Raw genomic sequence first — 16,762 nt, 5'->3', positions numbered from 1 at the left:
GGCCGACCGACGTGCGCGGGCGCCGCGGGCGCGCTCGGGGTGAGCGCGCTCGCCGCGGCCGTCCCGGCGATGACGAGCACGGCGAAGCCGCGGGCGGCGAACTCCTCGGCGATCCGCTGCCAGTGCACGGGATCGCCGCCGTGGCGGTCGGGCGAGACGAGGACGAGAGCCTCGATGCCGCGGCGGAGCGCCGCGAGTTCGAGCAGCATGCGGATGCGGTCGTCCGCCGGGACCTGGCCGAACGGTGTGCGGGCGAGGTGGCGCCAGCCGTGGTCGTCGAGCCAGTGCCGGGCCGACAGGGGGTCGGCGCGACGCCCCGCGAACATGAGCTCCTCCTCGACGACACCGACGACGGCGACGTCGGGGGCCGGGTCGTTGACCTCGGGGGCGTCGACGAGCGCGGCGACGCGGCGGAGCCGACGGGCGCCGCGGTGTCCGCCGAGGGTCACCGTGCCGGCATCCGGACGCATCCGTCCCGTCGCGATGAGACCGAGCACCGAGGGGCGCTGCTCCGTCTCGGCGGTGGCGAGGGTGACACGTCCCGTCTCGAGGACGAGCGAGGTGGGGGGCAGAATGCCGCCGTCCTTGCCCTTCGCGACGGCGTCGAGGGCGATCCTCATGCGCGAGCCTCCGCGAGCACGGCGTCGGCCTCGCGCCACCCGAGCCCCGCAACACCGAGGATCGCGCGGACGGCCACACCGGCGGCATCCGGCCGATTCGAATCCAGCCGCGTGATGACGGTGCGTGCCGCCTCTTCGACGAGGCGCGCGACCGTCGTGACGTGCAGGTCGCCGCGGAGGGTGCCCTCGCAGCGGCCGCGGTCGACGATCTCGAGCACGCGGCGGCGGACCGGCGTGAGGATGGCGGCGGTCTCGCCGACGTGGGAGTCGTCGAGGGCGACGGCGGCGGCGAACTGCACGTGCGCGGCGCCTTCCCAGAGGGCGAGGGCCAGCCGGGCGAGGGCGAGCGGCGCGGGGCCGTCGTCGTCGACCGTGTCGGCGATGGCGTTGAAGCGCTCGGCGCCGGCGTGGATCATCTCGCGGATGAGCGCGTCGCGGTCGTCGAAGTGGCTGTAGAGGGCGCGGCGGCTGAGGCCCGCGGCACGCGCGATCGTGTCGACGGAGGCGTTCGGGTCGGCCGCCAGGGTCTGTGCCGCAGCCGTGAGCAGGCCGGCGCGGTTGGCGACGGCGTCACGGCGGATGCGGCGGGGAGTAGGGGAGTCGGTCACGGAGCCAGTGTAATTATCCTGCACACATGTGTGCAAGATAATTCAGCGAACCCACAGCGGCTCGCTCGTCAACTACTACCGGGACGTGGCTCGTCCGCCGCTCGGGCGAGACCCGTGCCCGGGTCGCGTACCGCCCGCCGCGGGGCTGAGGCTCAGTCGGCGCCGAAGTCGAACGAGGCGGACTCGCCGGCCTCGTCGAAGGCCTCGGCGAGACCCTCGCGCTGCTCGTCGAAGGGCTGCGCGTGACTCGTGATCGCCGCCGCGCCGCCGCGCTCGAGGTCGCCCACGAGCTCGCCGGTCGCGCCGCCGATGAGGCCGAGCGACACGAAGTGCTCGAGGCGGGCACGCGAGTCGGCGATGTCGAGGTTGCGCATCGTCAGCTGGCCGATGCGGTCGGTCGGGCCGAACGCGGCGTCGCCGACGCGCTCCATCGACAGCTTCTCGGGCGAGTACGACAGGTTGCGGCTCTCGGTGTTCAGGATCGTGTAGTCCTCGCCGCGGCGCAGACGCAGGGTCACGGTGCCGCTGATCGCGGACCCCACCCAGCGCTGGATCGACTCGCGCAGCATGAACGACTGCGGCTCGAGCCAGCGGCCCTCGTACATGAGCCGGCCGAGACGCCGGCCCTGCTCGTGGTAGGTGGCGAGGGTGTCCTCGTTGAGGATGCCGTTGATCAGGCGCTCGTACGCGATGAACAGCAGCGCCATGCCCGGGGCTTCGTAGATGCCGCGGGACTTCGCCTCGATGATGCGGTTCTCGATCTGGTCGCTCATCCCGAGGCCGTGGCGCCCGCCGATCGCGTTCGCCTCCATGACCAGGGCCACGGCATCCGCGTACTCGACACCGTTGATCGCGACGGGGCGACCCGCCTCGAACGTGATCGACACGTCCTCGGTCGCGATCTCGACCTCGGGGTCCCAGAAGCGGACGCCCATGATCGGCTCGACGATCTCGAGCGACACGTCGAGGTGCTCGAGCGTCTTCGCCTCGTGCGTCGCGCCCCAGATGTTCGCGTCGGTGGAGTAGGCCTTCTCGACGGAGTCGCGGTAGGGGAAGCCGTGCGCGACGAGCCACTCGCTCATCTCGGTGCGACCGCCGAGCTCGGTGACGAAGTCGGCATCCAGCCACGGCTTGTAGATGCGCAGGGCCGGATTCGCCAGCAATCCGTAGCGGTAGAACCGCTCGATGTCGTTGCCTTTGTAGGTGGAGCCGTCGCCCCAGATGTCGACGCCGTCCTCCTTCATGGCGCGGACGAGCATCGTGCCCGTCACGGCGCGGCCGATCGGCGTCGTGTTGAAGTAGGTGCGCCCGCCGGAGCGGATGTGGAACGCGCCGCACGAGAGGGCGACGAGGCCCTCTTCGACCATCATCGGCTTGCAGTCGATGAGGCGGGAACCCTCGGCGCCGTACTGGAGCGCGCGCCCGGGGATCGAGGCGATGTCGTCCTCGTCGTACTGGCCGAGGTCACCCGTGTAGGTGAAGGGGACGGCGCCCTTGTCGCGCATCCAGGCGACCGCGACCGAGGTGTCGAGACCCCCCGAGAAGGCGATGCCGACGCGCTCGCCGACGGGCAGGGACTGGAGGACCTTCGACATGGCCTCCATCCTATCGAGCGGGCGGTCCGGCCCCCGGCGCGGTTACGCGCGGGCGGTTGCGGCGGAGATCCGGGGCGACACGCGGGGGAACGGATGCCGGGGGCCGGTGTGTCGGCGAGAACCTCGGCTCGGCGGGTCGGTGCGCCGGGATGTGAATGCTCACATCGACCGGGCCGGGCCGCCTGGCGCCCGGGCAGGTGCAGCCCCGCTCGCTCCCCTGTTACCGGAATGTTATCGCTCACAATCTAGCGCCGCGAGAAATGTGAAGGCTAACATTCGAGCATCCGAAGGCCAGGGCGGCCCGGAACACCGGCGGTGAGCCGGACCCGAACAAGGAGGTTTTGGGATGAAGAAGAGCGTTTTCGCGGCTGCAGCCATGCTGGGGGCATTCGCGCTGGTCGCAACAGGCTGCGCCGGCGGCGCGGCTCCCGGGGCCGGTGGCAACGGGGGCGGCGGCGGTGACGACGTCATCAAGGTCGGCTTCGCGCAGACCGGGTCGGAGTCGGGGTGGCGTGCCGCCAACACCGAGTCGATGAAGAAGGCCTTCTCGGCAGAGAACGGCTTCGAGCTGATCTTCAACGCGGCCGACAACAAGCAGGAGGCGCAGATCTCCGCCGTCCGCAACTTCATCAACCAGGGTGTCGACGCCATCGTCATCGCCCCCATCACGGTCGACGGCTGGGACGACGTCCTGAAGGAAGCCAAGGATGCCGGGATCCCCGTCATCCTCGAAGACCGCACCGTCTCGGCCAGCGAGGACCTCTACGCCTCGTGGGTCGGCCTCGACTTCGAGCAGGAGGGTCGCACCGCCGGCGAGTGGGTCAAGGAGAACTTCGACGGCAAGGGCGCGAACCTCGTCGTCCTGGAGGGCACGACCGGTTCGTCGGCCGCGCTCGACCGGGCGACGGGCTTCAACGAGGCGATCGAAGGCACCGACATCAACGTGCTCGACTCGCAGACCGGCGACTTCACCCGTGACGGCGGCAAGAAGGTCATGGAGGGCTACCTCCAGAAGTACGGCAAGGACATCAACGTCCTGTTCGCGCACAACGACGACATGGGCCTGGGTGCGCTCGACGCCATCAAGGCCGCCGGTCTGACCCCCGGCAAGGACATCCAGATCGTCACGATCGACGCGGTGAAGGACGGCATGACCGCCCTCGCGAACGGCGAGTTCAACTTCATCGTCGAGTGCAACCCGCTCCTCGGTGACAAGGCCGCCGAACTCGTCAAGGCCGTCGTCGCCGGCGACGAGGTCGAGAAGCGCACGATCGTCGAGGACCAGTCGTTCACGCAGGAGCAGGCCGCCGAGGTCCTCGACTCCCGCCCCTACTGATCGACGGAACCCCACGGTCCGTACGGATCACCGAACCACCGCCGGGGACCGGATTCCGGTCCCCGGCGGTCACCACGGAAAGGTGCGCGTCATGGTCGATGTCGCAGCCACGCCGGAGTCCCCGGCCACCGTCCCGGCGCACGACGAGGTCGTGCGGATGCGGGACGTCACCATCCGGTTCCCCGGCGTCCTCGCCCTGGACCGGGTCGACCTGACGCTGCGCGCCGGCGAGGTCCACACCCTCATGGGTGAGAACGGCGCCGGCAAGTCGACGCTCATCAAGGCGCTGACGGGCGTGTACGCCATCGACGGCGGGACGATCGAGGTGGCCGGCGAGCAGCGGGTCTTCCGCTCGACGGCCGACGCCGAGGCATCCGGGATCTCCACGGTGTACCAGGAGGTCAACCTCTGCACCAACCTTTCGGTCGGCGAGAACGTCATGCTCGGCCGCGAGGTGCGCCGGGCGGGCTTCATCGACTGGCGGGCCACCCACCGCGAGGCGACGCGGTACCTCGCCGCCCTCGGCCTCGACATCGACCCGCGCTCGGCGCTCGCATCGCACTCCATCGCGGTGCAGCAGCTTGTCGCGATCAGCCGGGCGACGGTCGCCGATGCCCGGGTTCTCGTCCTCGACGAGCCCACCTCGAGCCTCGACCGCAGCGAGGTCGAGCAGTTGTTCGCCGTCGTCCGCGGTCTCCGCGACCGCGGCGTCGCCATCCTCTTCGTCACGCACTTCCTCGACCAGGTCTACGAGATCTCCGACCGGCTCACGGTGCTGCGCAACGGCCAGCTGGTGGGCGAGTACCTGCCCGCCGAGCTTCCCCGCGGCGAACTCATCGCCAAGATGATCGGCCGGCAGCTCGACGAGCTCGAGGCCCTCTCGCGCTCGGCCGAGCGCGAGATCGACCGCACCGCGACGCCCGTCCTGCGTGTCGCGGGCCTCGGCCGCAAGAACGTCATCGAACCCGTCGACATGGAGGTCTACGAGGGCGAGGTCGTCGGCATCGCGGGTCTGCTCGGGTCGGGACGCAGCGAACTCGTCCGCCTCGTCTACGGCGCCGACCGCGCCGACGCGGGCACCCACGAAGTGCGGGGGGATGCCGCACGCATCACCAACCCGCGGAACGCCATCGACAAGCGCATCGCGTTCTCGAGCGAGGACCGTCGCGCCGAGGGCATCATCGCCGACCTGACCGTCGCCGAGAACATCGTCCTCGGCATCCAGGCCAAGCGCGGAGCGATGCGCCCGATCGGCCGCGCCGAGCGCGACGCCATCGTGTCGGAGTACATCTCGGCGCTCGGGGTCCGCCCCGCCGACCCGAACGCACTCGTGCGCAACCTCTCGGGCGGCAACCAGCAGAAGGTGCTGCTCGCGCGCTGGCTCGCCACCGCGCCGCAGCTCATCATCCTCGACGAGCCGACCCGCGGCATCGACGTCGGCGCGAAGGCCGACATCCAGCGCAAGGTCGCCGAGCTCTCGGCGGAGGGACTCTCGGTCGTCTTCATCTCCTCGGAGCTCGAGGAGGTCGTCCGCATCGCGCAGCGCATCGTGGTGCTGCGCGACCGTTCTAAGATCGGCGAACTGGACGCCACCGACGTGACCGTCGACGACCTGGTCGCCCTCATCGCGCAAGAGTCCGGCGAGACGACGACGTCCCGCCTCAACCCGGAGACAGCGGCATGAACCCGACACTCAAGCGCTTCCTGGCGCACCGCCTCGTCTGGCCGATCGCGGCACTGCTCGTGCTCGTGATCATCAACACGATCGCGCGGCCCTCGTTCATCTCGATCACGGTGCAGAACGGTCAGCTCTACGGGCCGCTCATCGACATCCTGCGCAACAGCGCACCGCTCATGCTCGTCGCGCTCGGCATGACGCTCGTCATCGCGACGCGCGGCATCGACCTCTCGGTCGGCGCGATCATGGCGGTCTCGGGCGCGGTGGCCCTCACCTTCATCTCGTCGTCGCCGGCACCCGAGGACCTCTCGACGGTGCTCATCGCGATCGCGCTCGCCGTCGGGGTCGCCCTCGTGCTGGGTGTCTGGAACGGCTTCCTCGTCGCCGTCGTCGGGGTGCAGCCGATCATCGCGACCCTCGTGCTCATGCTCGCCGGCCGCGGTGTCGCCCTCCTCATCACGGGCGGCTTCATCACGACGATCACGAGCGCGCCGTACCGCTTCATGGCGCAGGGGTACCTCGTCGGTCTGCCGTTCGCGTTCTACGTCTCGGTCGTCGCGATCGTCATCGTCGCCGTCCTGCAGCGGCGCACCGCGCTCGGCGTCCTCACCGAGGCCGTCGGTATCAACCCCGAAGCCAGCCGCCTCGCCGGTGTCCGCTCGCGCGGCATCGTCTGGGGCGCGTACGCGGCGAGCGGGCTGCTCGCCGGGTTCGCCGGCATCCTCTACTCGTCCAACATCATGGCGGCCGACGCCAACGCCGCGGGCCTCTACATCGAGCTCGACGCGATCCTCGCGGTCGTCCTCGGCGGCACGAGCCTCTTGGGTGGCAAGTTCACGATCGCCGGCACCGTCGTCGGCGTCTTCACGATCCAGACCCTCAAGTCCACGATCACCTTCCTCGGGGTGCCGCCGGCGGTCAGCCCGCTGTTCCTCGCCATCGTGGTCGTGATCGTCGTCCTCGTGCAGTCCCCGCGGACGCGTTCCCTCTTCACCAAGGGAGCCGATGCCGTCCGGGGCGGCACCCGTCGCACCGTGGAGGTGGCCTCGTGAGCGCGATCACCGCAGACCTCGGACGCACCGGCGGCTTCGCCGACACGGTCCAGCGCTTCCGCAGCCGGCACGCCTCGTGGGTGCCCGTCTTCGCCGCCGTCGTCATCCTCGTCGCGATGCTCATCGGGGCGCAGGCCTACTTCGGCAACTTCGTCACTCCGCGCGTGCTGTCGGCGCTGCTGCTCGACAACGCGTACCTGCTGATCCTCGCCGTCGGCATGACCTTCGTCATCCTCACCGGCGGCATCGACCTGTCGGTCGGCGCGGTGATGGCGTTCACCGGGATGCTGGGTGCCAGCATGCTGAGCCAGGGGATGCCGGTGGCCCTCGTCATCCCGGTCATGCTGGTCCTCGGGGCGGTCATGGGACTGTTCGTCGGCGTGCTCGTGCAGTACTTCGGGGTGCAGCCGTTCATCGCCTCGCTCGCGGCCATGTTCGCGGCGCGCGGTCTCGCGTTCATGGTGAGCCTGTCGTCGATCCGCGTCGAGGAGCCCGCCATCCTGTGGCTGCAGTCGACCCGCATGCAGGGCGGACCGGGCAGCTTCTACCTGACCCCGACCGGCATCCTGGCGCTGCTGGTCGTGCTCGCCGGCATCCTGATCCTGCAGTTCACCCGCTTCGGACGCACGATCTACGCGATCGGCGGCAACGAGCAGTCCGCGCGCCTCATGGGTCTGCCCGTCGTGCGCACGAAGCTGCTCGCGTACGTCATCAGCGGGGTGTGCGCGGGACTCGCGGGCGTCGTCTTCACGGCGTACACGGGGGCGTCGTACCCCCTCAACGGCATCGGTACCGAGCTCGACACCATCGCCGCGGTGGTGATCGGGGGCACGCTGCTCACGGGCGGCAGCGGGTTCGTGCTCGGATCGATGATCGGCGTGTTCGTCTACGGCACCATCAAGACGGTCATCTCCTTCCTCGGAGTCGACCAGTCGTGGACCCGCATCACGATCGGTGCACTGCTGCTCGTCTTCGTCGTCGTGCAGCGCCTGCTCGTGGCGCGGACCGCGCGAACGTCGCGGTGACGCTCGGGGGGAGCTCACCGCGGGCATGATGGTCCGTATGGATGCGCGCGAAGCAGCGGTCGCGCCGGTCGTCGAAGTGACCGGCGCGACCGTTCGCTTCGGCTCCGAGACGGTGCTCGACGCCGTCGACTTCCGTCTGCTGCCCGGCGAGGTCCACTCCCTGATGGGTGAGAACGGCGCCGGCAAGTCGACGCTCATCAAGGCGATCACGGGTGCTCTGCGACCGGATGCCGGGACGATCCGCGTCGGCGGCGAGCCAGTGCACTTCGTCTCGCCCGCCGATGCGCTCGCCGCGGGGATCAGCGCCGTCTATCAGGAGATCGACCTGCTGCCGAACCTGTCGGTCGGCGAGAACGTGCTGCTGGGGCGTGAGAGCAGGCGGTTCGGGGCGATCGACTGGCGCGAGACGCACCGCCGCGCGGGCGAGATCCTCGAGGGACTGGGGCTCGACATCGACCCCCGCACGCGACTGTCGCGGCACTCCCTGGCGATCCAGCAGCTCGTCGCGATCGCGCGGGCCATCTCGGTCGACGCCCGTGTCGTGGTGCTCGACGAGCCGACCTCGAGCCTCGACCTCGACGAGGTCGCCGAGCTCTTCCGCGTCATCCGCGAACTGACCTCCCGCGGTGTCGCGGTGCTGTTCGTCTCGCACTTCCTCGACCAGGTCTACGAGATCTGCGACCGCATCACGGTGCTGCGCGGCGGCCGGCGCATCGGCGAGTACGTGCCGACCGAGCTCTTGCGCATCGACCTCGTCGAGAAGATGCTCGGACGCGGGGCCGACGAGCTCGACGTCCATCAGCGGGAGGATGCCGCGGCATCCTCTCCCGTCGCCCTCGCCGGACGCGGCCTCGCCTCGGGGACGGGGCTGACCTCGGCGACCCTGGCGATCGGCGAGGGCGAGGTCGTGGGTCTTGCGGGGCTCCTGGGTTCGGGGCGGTCCGAACTGGCGCGCGCGCTGACCGGGGTGGATCGACCGGATGCCGGTGAGATCGAGGTCCGCGGTGCGCCCGCCGTGCTCGCGACGCCGCGCCGGGCGATCGGGCAGGGGATCGTCTACTCGTCCGAGAACCGGCGCACCGAGGGGATCATCGGCGAGCTCAGCGTGCAGGACAACATCACCCTCGCGCTGCAGGCCGATCGCGGCATCCTGCACCGGCTCTCGCGGGCCCGCCGACGCGAACTCGCGCTCAGCTGGATCGAGGCGCTCGACATCCGTCCCGCCGATCCGGACCGGCCCGCGGGCACCCTGTCCGGCGGCAACCAGCAGAAGGTACTGCTCGCGCGGCTGCTCGCGCTGTCACCCCGGGTGCTCGTGCTCGACGAGCCGACCCGCGGCATCGACGTCGGCGCGAAGGTCGAGATCCAGCGGCTCGTCGCCGACCTCGCCGACAACGGTCTGTCGGTGCTCTTCATCTCGGCGGAGCTCGAGGAGGTCCTGCGGGTCTCCAACCGGATCGCGATCATGCGCGGCGGTCGACTCGTCGACACCATCCCCGCCGATTCGCTCACCGTCGACTCGCTGCTGGCGCTCGTGGCCCGACCCGAGGACGAGTCGTGAGCGACGAGCGCGGCGCGAAGTCCGCGAACATCTTCGACGTCGCGCGCCTCGCCGGCGTCTCGCACCAGACCGTCTCGCGGGTGCTCAACGACCTGCCGAACGTCCGGCCCGCCACCCGCGCGCGGGTCGAGCAGGCGATGGCACAGCTGCGCTACAGCCCGTCACCGGCCGCCCGTGCCCTCGTCACCAAGCGCACCCGCACGATCGGTCTGATCACGCCGGGGACGGCGGACTTCGGGCCCACCTCGATCGCGATGCACTTCAACGTCGCGGCGCGCGTGGAGCGGTACTCCGTCGACTCGGTGACCGCGCCCGACACGGATGCCGCCAGCATCCGCTCGGTCGTCGAAGGGCTCCTCCGGCAGCGCGTCGACGCGATCGTCCTCGTCGTGACCGACCTCGGCGTCCTCGAGGTCGTGCGCGGACTCGACCTCGGTGTGCCGATGGTCGCCGCCGCCGCGACGCAGCGCCGGCATCCGCAGCTCGTGTCGATCGATCAGTACCGCGGCGCGCGGTCGGCCGTGCGTCACCTCGCCGAGCTGGGGCACCGCCGCATCCTCCACATCGCGGGTCCGGTGCGGAATCCGGATGCCGTCGAGCGCATCCGCGGCTGGCGCGACGAGCTCGCGGCCCGCCAGCTGGCGGTGGTGGAGCCGCGCCACGGCGACTGGACCGCGGCGAGCGGGGCCGAGATCGGACGGTCGCTCGACCTCTCCCCGGGTGACGCGGTCTTCGTGGGCAACGACCACATGGCGATCGGTCTGCTCTCGGCGCTGCGCGCCCGCGGGCTGCGCGTCCCCGAGGACGTCGCCGTCGTGGGGTTCGACGACGTGCCCGAGGCCGCCTACCTGTCGCCGCCGCTCACGACCGTGCGGCAGGACTTCCGTGCCCTCGGCGAGCTCATGATGCAGAAGGTGCTCCTCGCCGTCGAGGAGCCCGACGGACTCACCGAGGACACCCCGCTCCCGACCCACCTGATCGTGCGCGAGTCCTCGCGCGCCGCGGAATGATCCCGGAGGTCCACGGATGAGCGTCGAGGAACTGATGGCGATCGTCCGCGAAGAGTCCCTCGATGCGCCCGTCCTGTACGGCGTGGGCGAAGTCCACATGAACGCGGTGCTGCTCACGCGCACGGATGCGCAGTGGCAGGCGTGGGTGTCGGACGAGCGCGGCGGTGTCATGGGACGCACGCTGCAGACCTTCGACACGGAATCCGCAGCGCTCGAGTACGTCCTGTTCAAGCTGCGGCAGGTGACTCCGCTGCGCCGCAAGCTCGCCGGCTGGCGCAGCTGACGCGCGCGACCGCCCTCGGAATGATCCGGGGTTCAGACCGTGAGGGCGGAACGCGCCCCGCGGGTGCGCAGGCGCCCGACGGCGACGACGATCGTGCCGACGACGACGAAGGTGACGGCGATCCCGGCGACGTACGCCCAGACACCGCCCCACCCGGCGACCCCGTTCGGGTTCAGGAACGGGTACGGGTACCAGAACGCGACGCCGCGCACCGGGTCGGTCACGAACGGTCCGCGGATCAGGGTGTAGACGATCCAGAGGATCGGGACGGCGAGGATGACGAGGACCGACCGCCACCGCAAAGCGCGGTGGGTGGGCGCGACGAGCAGGTCGATCACGAGGAACAGCGGCGCGACGACGTGGAGGATCTCGTTGGCCCAGGCGACGTGGTCGTCGGCCGTGGGCAGCCCACGCAGCAGCAGGTTGTAGACCACGCCGGTGATCGTGAGGTAGGTCGTGGCTGCGGCCAGGGCGACGGCGATCCCCCGGGGTTCGCGGTCTTCGTGCGGCGGTCGCATGAAGAACCAGATGACCGCCGCCAGCAGGGCGATGGCCCCGACGAGGTTCGACAGGATCGTGAAGAAGCTGAAGAAGTTCGCGATCGTGGTCGTCACGTCGCGGTCGTTTGCGATCGCCAAGCGGACCGTGGTGACGAACTGTCCGACGACGGCGGTCATGAGGACCGCGGCGGCGAGCAGCCTGACGACCGACCACACCGTCGGCCACGTTCGGGTACGCATGACCGAACCCTAGCGCGCGGCCCCGCGGTGCGGGCCGCGCGCAAGGGGAGAGGTCAGCCCTTGACGACGGGGACGACGAGGCCGCCCCAGGTCTCGTTCTCGAAGTCGGCGGTCTCCTGCGAGGTCAGCAGCTCGTAGAGCTTCTGCACGCGGGCGTCGTCCTTCAGTTCGGGGCGCGTCGCGAGGACGTTGTAGTACGGGCTGTCCTCGCCCTCGAGCAGGATCGCCTTGTCGCTCGTGAGGCCGGCGGGCAGGGCGAACGAGATGGTGACGAAGGCGGCATCCACATCGGGCAGCGCCTGCGGCAGCGTCGCGTTCTCGATCTCGCGGAACTCGAAGTCCTTGGGGTTGGCGGTGACACCGCTCAGGTCGACGACGTCGTCGGTGACCTCGATGAGGCCCTCGGATGCCAGCAGCTTCAGCGCCCGTCCCTCGTTGGTCGGGTCGTTGGGGATCGCGATGCTCGCGCCGTCGGCGAGGTCGTCGAGGCTCGACACCTTGTCGGAGTAGAACGCTGCGCTCGGCAGGTATGCCTCGCCGAGGCTGACCAGTTCGCCGCCGGCCTGCTCGTTGAAGGTCTCGAGGAAGGTCGCGTTCTGGAACAGGTTCGCGTCGATCGACCCGTCGGCCAGCGCGGTGTTGGGCGTGTTGTAGTCGGTGAAGGGCACGAACTCGATGGTGAGTCCCGCCTCCTTCGCACTCGTCTCGGCGATGTGGTTGAGGATGTCGCCGGCCGGCGTCTGCAGCGCGCCGACCTTGAGCGTGCCGAGGCCGTCGCCGTCGCCCTCACCACCGGCGGAGGGCGTCGAGGCGCAGCCGCTGAGCAGGAGCGCGGTGGCGGCGGCGGTGGCCAGGAGGGCGGAACGGAGGGTGCGGGACATCGTGATGCCTTTCGTCGGTGGTGCGGGGGACCGGCGTCGGGACGGCCGGAGGAGGGAGGGGCGGATTAGACGGTGGATGCCGCGGCGACGCGCGCGCTGCGGCGGGTGCTGCGTCGGCCGAGGCGCCGGGCGCCCCAGGCGGCGAGGCTCTGCAGCACCATCACGATCGCGAAGATGATGACGATGACCGCGACGATGTGGATCCAGCTGTACTGCTGATAGCCGTAGCGGATCGCGACGTCGCCGAGTCCGCCGCCGGCGACCGTGCCGACCATCGCCGAGAAGTTGATGATCGAGGTGACCGTGGTCGACAGGCCGAGGAGCGCGGCGGGGGCGGCCTCGGGCAGCAGCACCTTGGTCACCAGCTGCCACCGGCTCGCGCCCAGGGACGAGGCGACCTCGAGCAGACCGGGATCGACCTCCTTGACCGCGATCTCCACCATCCGGGCGAAGAACGGGATCGCGACGGCCGACAGCGGGACGATGGCCGCGGTCGATCCGATGAAGGTGCCCACGAGGGCGCGCGTGACGGGGATGAGGGCGACCATCAGGATGATGAACGGCACCGACCGGCCGAAGTTGACGATGAAGTCGAGCGCCCGGTTGATGGCGACACCCGCGGCGCGCGACCCGAACGGACGCTCGAGGAACCGGCCGGCCTCGGTGCCGACGAGCACGACGCCGAGCGGCAGCCCGACGACGATCGTGACGAGCAGGGCCACGCCGACCATGTAGAGCGTCTCGCCGGTGGCCTTCAGCAGGACGTCGATCAGCTGCTGGTTCATGCGGCCACCCCCTGGAGGACCTCGATGAGCAGGCCCTGCGCGCGGAGGTCCGCGATGACGGCCGCGGCGACGTGGCCGGGCACCTCGAGGCGGGTGCGGCCGGCCTGGGTTCCGGCGATGCGCTCGACGACGGCGCCGAGGATCGATACGTCGGCGTCGTGGTCGCGTGCGAGCCGTGCGATGACGGGCCGGTCGGCGGTGCCGCCCGCGAAGGTGATGTCGATGACGGTCGCGTCGGCGGGTACGCCGACGGGCACAGGGCCGAGCGGGAACAGCTGCGAGGTGAGACGCGAGCCGGGCGTGCGGATGACGTCGACGAGACGCCCTTGCTCGACGACGCGGCCCTGCTCGAGGAGTGCGGCCGAGTGGCAGGTGGACTTCACGACGTCCATCTCGTGTGTGATGAGGAGGACCGTGAGTCCGAGCTCCTCGTTGATGCGGCGGTACAGCTCGAGGATCGAGTCCGTCGTCTCGGGGTCGAGGGCGCTGGTCGCCTCGTCCGAGAGCAGCACGCTCGGCCGCGAGGCGAGGGCGCGGGCGATGCCGACGCGCTGCTGCTGACCGCCCGACAGCTCGTGGATCGACGCGTCGCCGCGGTAGCCGAGGCCGACGAGGTCGAGCATCTCCTGCGCGCGGTCGCGACGGGCGGCGCGGGAGCCGCCGTCGAGCTCGAGGGCGAGCTCGACGTTGCCGCGCACGGTGCGGCTGCTGAGCAGGTTGAACCGCTGGAAGACCATGCCGATCCGGCGGCGGGCCGCACGCAGCTCCGTCTCGCCCAGTGCCGTGAGCTCGACGTCGTCCACGGTCACGGTGCCGTGGTCGGGCCGTTCGAGGAGGTTGACGATGCGGGCGAGGGTGCTCTTGCCGGCGCCGCTCTGACCGACGATGCCGAACACCTCGCCGGTGGGGATGGTCAGCGAGACGTCATCTACGGCGGCGACACCGCCGTAGTGCTTCGAGACCCGATCGAGCGCGATCAACGGCCGTCCTCTCGGATGGTGGGGGTGGGGGAACGATGGCGCGGTTTCCGCGCGCAGTCCCCTCGATGCAACCCAACCCGTGCCGACGACGACAAATCGTGTGACGTCGCGTTGCGGGGCGGATGCCGCGGTTCGGGCCGCGGACCCGGCCCGATAGGATGGGGTGTAACCGTCCGATAACGGGGGAGAGCCCATGCCAGGCATCGTGATCGTCGGCGTTCAATGGGGAGACGAGGGCAAGGGCAAAGCCACCGACCTCCTGGGTGAGCGCACCGACTGGGTCGTCAAGTTCAACGGCGGCAACAACGCCGGCCACACCGTGGTGATCGGCGACGAGAAGTACGCCCTGCACCTGCTGCCCAGCGGCATCCTGTCGCCGGGCGTCAACGCCGTCATCGGCAACGGTGTCGTCATCGACCTCGAGGTGCTCTTCGCCGAGCTCGGCGCCCTGCAGGCCCGCGGCGTCGACGTCTCGCGGCTGAAGGTGAGCGCCAACGCGCACATCATCACGCAGTACCACCGCACGCTCGACAAGGTCACCGAGCGCTTCCTCGGCAAGCGCATGATCGGCACGACCGGTCGCGGCATCGGCCCCACCTACGCCGACAAGATCAACCGCACCGGCATCCGGGTGCAGGACCTGTTCGACGAGAACATCCTGCGCCAGAAGGTCGAGGGCGCCCTCGACCAGAAGAACCACCTGCTGGTGAAGGTCTTCAACCGCCGCGCCATCACCGTCGACGAGGTCGTCGACGACCTGCTCTCGTACGCCGAGCGCCTGCGGCCCATGGTGTGCGACACCGGTCTGCTGCTGAGCGACGCGCTCGATGCCGGCGACGTCGTCGTCTTCGAGGGCGGCCAGGCGACGATGCTCGACATCGACCACGGCACGTATCCGTTCGTCACGTCGTCCTCCGCGACGGCGGGCGGCGCATCGACCGGATCGGGCGTCGGGCCGAACCGCCTCGACCGCATCGTCGGCATCGTGAAGGCGTACACGACGCGTGTCGGCTCGGGTCCGTTCCCGACCGAGCTGTTCGACGAGGACGGCGACTTCCTGCGCTCCCGCGGGTTCGAGTTCGGCACGACGACCGGCCGGCCCCGCCGCGTCGGCTGGTACGACGCCCCGATCACGCGCTACGCGACGCGGATCAACGGCATCACCGACCTCGTGCTCACCAAGCTCGACATCCTCACGGGCCTGAAGGAGATCCCCGTCTGCGTCGCCTACGACGTCGACGGACAGCGTTTCGACGAGGTGCCGGTCAACCAGACCGACTTCCACCACGCGACGCCGATCCTCGAGAACTTCCCCGGCTGGAGCGAGGACATCTCGACCGCCCGCACCTTCGAGGACCTGCCGCAGACCGCGCAGGACTACGTGCTCGCCCTCGAGAAGATGAGCGGCACGCGCATCTCGGTCATCGGCGTCGGGCCCGCGCGCGACGCGGTCATCGTGCGCCACGACCTGCTCGACTGACCCGTGCGGTTCCTGCTCGGCGGGTACTCCGCCGACATGGGCGGGTCGGCGACGGGCATCGGACTGCTGGATGCCGGGAGCGCCGCATCGCCGTTGGCGAGCGGGCCCCTCGGCTTCGGCGGCGACGTCGTCGCGGCCGAGTCGCCGTCGTGGATCGCGCGGCACCCGTCCCTCGACGTCGTCTACGCGACGCTCGAGGGCCGCGGCACCGTTCGCGCCTACCGTCAGACGGGGGAGCGCACGTTCGCTCCGCTCGGACCCGAGGTGGCCGTGGGCGAGAGCCCCTGCCACGTGCTCGCGCTCGAGGACGCGCTGATCGTCTCCTGCTACGGCGACGGTGCGGTGGTGCGCGTCGCGCTCGCTCCCGACGGGCGGGCCGGGTCCGCCCGCGCGTGGACGGCCGCGGCCGAGGGCGGACCGGCATCCGATCTCACCGCTGCGGCCCGCGCGCTGCGTGCCGTCGCCGGCGCGGAGTACGCCCACCTCATCCCGCACGCCGACGACGAGACGGATGCGGCCAGACCCGCGCCGGGCCGGCCGTCGCACGCGCACCAGGCGGCCGCGCTGCCCGGCGGAGTGATCGCGACGACCGACCTCGGCCTCGATCTCGTGCGCTTCTGGCGCGGCGGCCGCGAGGTGCAGCGCCTCGCCCTGCCGACCGGCACCGGCCCGCGCCACCTGCGGGCGCACCCGAGCGGCCACGTGTGCGTCGTGACGGAGTACTCGGGCGAGGTGTTCGCGCTCGCGGCGGATGCCGCCGGCGAATGGCGCCTGGTGGGCGGGGCGCAGCTGGGCGCCTTCCCGGGCGACAGGGGCGCGGAGCTCGCGATGTCCGCCGACGGTGTCTTCCTCTATGCGGGGCTGCGCGGCAGCGACACGATCGCGACCGTCAAGGTGCGCGGCGGCGGCGAGACCCTGCAGCCGATCGCGCTCGCCGAGGCGGGCACGGTGTGGCCGCGTCACCACGTCGTCGCGCGCGACACGCTGCTCGTCGCGGGTGAGCGGGCCGACGAGGTCGCCTCGCTCGCGATCGAGGATCGCACGGGGGTCCCTGGCCGCGTCCGGCACCGGACGATAGCACCGTCGCCGACGGCGCTCCTAGCCTTCTCGTCCTGACTCCCGTGCCCG

The 16,762-nt window shown here is 70.6% G+C and carries 16 protein-coding genes; 9 read left to right on the top strand and 7 right to left on the bottom strand.

What is annotated here, in order from left to right; all coding sequences use genetic code 11:
- From NH287_RS07620 to argG, 3 genes are all read right to left on the bottom strand, one after another.
- Positions 1-620: hypothetical protein (locus NH287_RS07620; RefSeq protein WP_253035105.1), on the bottom strand; the 620-nt coding region annotated here is incomplete at its 3' end.
- Positions 617-1,228: a TetR/AcrR family transcriptional regulator gene (locus NH287_RS07615; protein WP_253035104.1), complete on the bottom strand. Its 612-nt coding sequence runs from the start codon at positions 1,226-1,228 to the stop codon at positions 617-619. The genes NH287_RS07620 and NH287_RS07615, both read right to left, overlap by 4 nt.
- Positions 1,229-1,380: 152 nt before the next feature.
- Positions 1,381-2,823 (bottom strand): argininosuccinate synthase, encoded by a 1,443-nt coding sequence (gene argG / locus NH287_RS07610; RefSeq protein ID WP_253035103.1) that lies wholly within the window; start codon positions 2,821-2,823, stop codon positions 1,381-1,383.
- Positions 2,824-3,169: 346 nt separating this feature from the next.
- Between argG and NH287_RS07605 the strand changes: the two genes are divergently transcribed.
- The 7 genes from NH287_RS07605 (at position 3,170) to NH287_RS07575 (ending at position 10,768) form a co-directional block, all read left to right on the top strand.
- The gene (locus tag NH287_RS07605) at positions 3,170-4,159 is read left to right on the top strand and encodes an ABC transporter substrate-binding protein (protein ID WP_253035102.1); all 990 of its coding nucleotides are present in this window, start codon (positions 3,170-3,172) and stop codon (positions 4,157-4,159) included.
- Between the two features lie 91 nt (positions 4,160-4,250).
- Complete coding sequence (locus tag NH287_RS07600) at positions 4,251-5,843, top strand: sugar ABC transporter ATP-binding protein (protein ID WP_253035101.1); 1,593 nt, start codon at positions 4,251-4,253, stop codon at positions 5,841-5,843.
- Positions 5,840-6,889 (top strand): ABC transporter permease, encoded by a 1,050-nt coding sequence (locus NH287_RS07595; protein ID WP_253035100.1) that lies wholly within the window; start codon positions 5,840-5,842, stop codon positions 6,887-6,889. The genes NH287_RS07600 and NH287_RS07595 overlap by 4 nt, the downstream gene beginning before the upstream one ends.
- Complete coding sequence (locus NH287_RS07590; RefSeq protein WP_253035099.1) at positions 6,886-7,914, top strand: sugar ABC transporter permease YjfF; 1,029 nt, start codon at positions 6,886-6,888, stop codon at positions 7,912-7,914. The genes NH287_RS07595 and NH287_RS07590 overlap by 4 nt, the downstream gene beginning before the upstream one ends.
- Positions 7,915-7,951: 37 nt before the next feature.
- Positions 7,952-9,475 carry a sugar ABC transporter ATP-binding protein gene (locus tag NH287_RS07585; RefSeq protein ID WP_253035098.1) on the top strand — a complete coding sequence of 508 codons (1,524 nt, stop codon included), beginning with the start codon at positions 7,952-7,954 and terminating at the stop codon, positions 9,473-9,475.
- A complete protein-coding gene (locus NH287_RS07580; RefSeq protein WP_253035097.1) occupies positions 9,472-10,485 on the top strand; it encodes a LacI family DNA-binding transcriptional regulator in 1,014 nt (337 codons plus the stop codon). Before NH287_RS07585 ends, NH287_RS07580 begins: the two co-directional genes overlap by 4 nt.
- Positions 10,486-10,501: 16 nt before the next feature.
- Positions 10,502-10,768 carry a hypothetical protein gene (locus tag NH287_RS07575; protein WP_253035096.1) on the top strand — a complete coding sequence of 89 codons (267 nt, stop codon included), beginning with the start codon at positions 10,502-10,504 and terminating at the stop codon, positions 10,766-10,768.
- A 32-nt stretch (positions 10,769-10,800) separates the two neighbouring features.
- Here NH287_RS07575 and NH287_RS07570 read toward each other — a convergent pair whose 3' ends face one another.
- The 4 genes from NH287_RS07570 to NH287_RS07555 form a co-directional block, all read right to left on the bottom strand.
- Complete coding sequence (locus NH287_RS07570) at positions 10,801-11,508, bottom strand: Pr6Pr family membrane protein (protein WP_253035095.1); 708 nt, start codon at positions 11,506-11,508, stop codon at positions 10,801-10,803.
- Between the two features lie 53 nt (positions 11,509-11,561).
- Entirely contained in the window at positions 11,562-12,389 is an 828-nt protein-coding gene (locus NH287_RS07565; protein WP_217528982.1) for a MetQ/NlpA family ABC transporter substrate-binding protein, read from the bottom strand.
- 65 nt (positions 12,390-12,454) lie between these two features.
- A complete protein-coding gene (locus tag NH287_RS07560) occupies positions 12,455-13,174 on the bottom strand; it encodes a methionine ABC transporter permease (RefSeq protein WP_253035094.1) in 720 nt (239 codons plus the stop codon).
- Positions 13,171-14,154: a methionine ABC transporter ATP-binding protein gene (locus NH287_RS07555; RefSeq protein WP_253035093.1), complete on the bottom strand. Its 984-nt coding sequence runs from the start codon at positions 14,152-14,154 to the stop codon at positions 13,171-13,173. Before NH287_RS07555 ends, NH287_RS07560 begins: the two co-directional genes overlap by 4 nt.
- A 193-nt stretch (positions 14,155-14,347) precedes the next feature.
- Here NH287_RS07555 and NH287_RS07550 point away from each other — a divergent pair, with 193 nt between their 5' ends.
- The gene (locus tag NH287_RS07550) at positions 14,348-15,634 is read left to right on the top strand and encodes an adenylosuccinate synthase (protein ID WP_253035092.1); all 1,287 of its coding nucleotides are present in this window, start codon (positions 14,348-14,350) and stop codon (positions 15,632-15,634) included.
- Positions 15,635-15,637: 3 nt separating this feature from the next.
- The gene (locus tag NH287_RS07545) at positions 15,638-16,750 is read left to right on the top strand and encodes a beta-propeller fold lactonase family protein (protein WP_253035091.1); all 1,113 of its coding nucleotides are present in this window, start codon (positions 15,638-15,640) and stop codon (positions 16,748-16,750) included.
- The last annotated feature ends 12 nt before the right edge of the window (positions 16,751-16,762 follow it).

Origin of the sequence: Microbacterium sp. CnD16-F (assembly GCF_024124465.1) — a bacterium.
GTDB classification, from domain to species: Bacteria; Actinomycetota; Actinomycetes; order Actinomycetales; family Microbacteriaceae; genus Microbacterium; species Microbacterium gawkjiense.
Note: the sequence above shows the minus strand (reverse complement) of the source record. Positions and strands in the feature narration are given on the sequence as shown.

Bases quoted from the DNA above. Each gene is read 5' to 3' on its own strand.
- argG (WP_253035103.1), bottom strand. From the start codon at position 2,823: ATGTCGAAGGTCCTCCAGTCCCTGCCCGTCGGCGAGCGCGTCGGCATC.
- NH287_RS07605 (WP_253035102.1), top strand. From the start codon at position 3,170: ATGAAGAAGAGCGTTTTCGCGGCTGCAGCCATGCTGGGGGCATTCGCG.
- NH287_RS07600 (WP_253035101.1), top strand. From the start codon at position 4,251: ATGGTCGATGTCGCAGCCACGCCGGAGTCCCCGGCCACCGTCCCGGCG.
- NH287_RS07595 (WP_253035100.1), top strand. From the start codon at position 5,840: ATGAACCCGACACTCAAGCGCTTCCTGGCGCACCGCCTCGTCTGGCCG.
- NH287_RS07585 (WP_253035098.1), top strand. From the start codon at position 7,952: ATGGATGCGCGCGAAGCAGCGGTCGCGCCGGTCGTCGAAGTGACCGGC.
- NH287_RS07575 (WP_253035096.1), top strand. From the start codon at position 10,502: ATGAGCGTCGAGGAACTGATGGCGATCGTCCGCGAAGAGTCCCTCGAT.
- NH287_RS07570 (WP_253035095.1), bottom strand. From the start codon at position 11,508: ATGCGTACCCGAACGTGGCCGACGGTGTGGTCGGTCGTCAGGCTGCTC.
- NH287_RS07565 (WP_217528982.1), bottom strand. From the start codon at position 12,389: ATGTCCCGCACCCTCCGTTCCGCCCTCCTGGCCACCGCCGCCGCCACC.
- NH287_RS07560 (WP_253035094.1), bottom strand. From the start codon at position 13,174: ATGAACCAGCAGCTGATCGACGTCCTGCTGAAGGCCACCGGCGAGACG.
- NH287_RS07550 (WP_253035092.1), top strand. From the start codon at position 14,348: ATGCCAGGCATCGTGATCGTCGGCGTTCAATGGGGAGACGAGGGCAAG.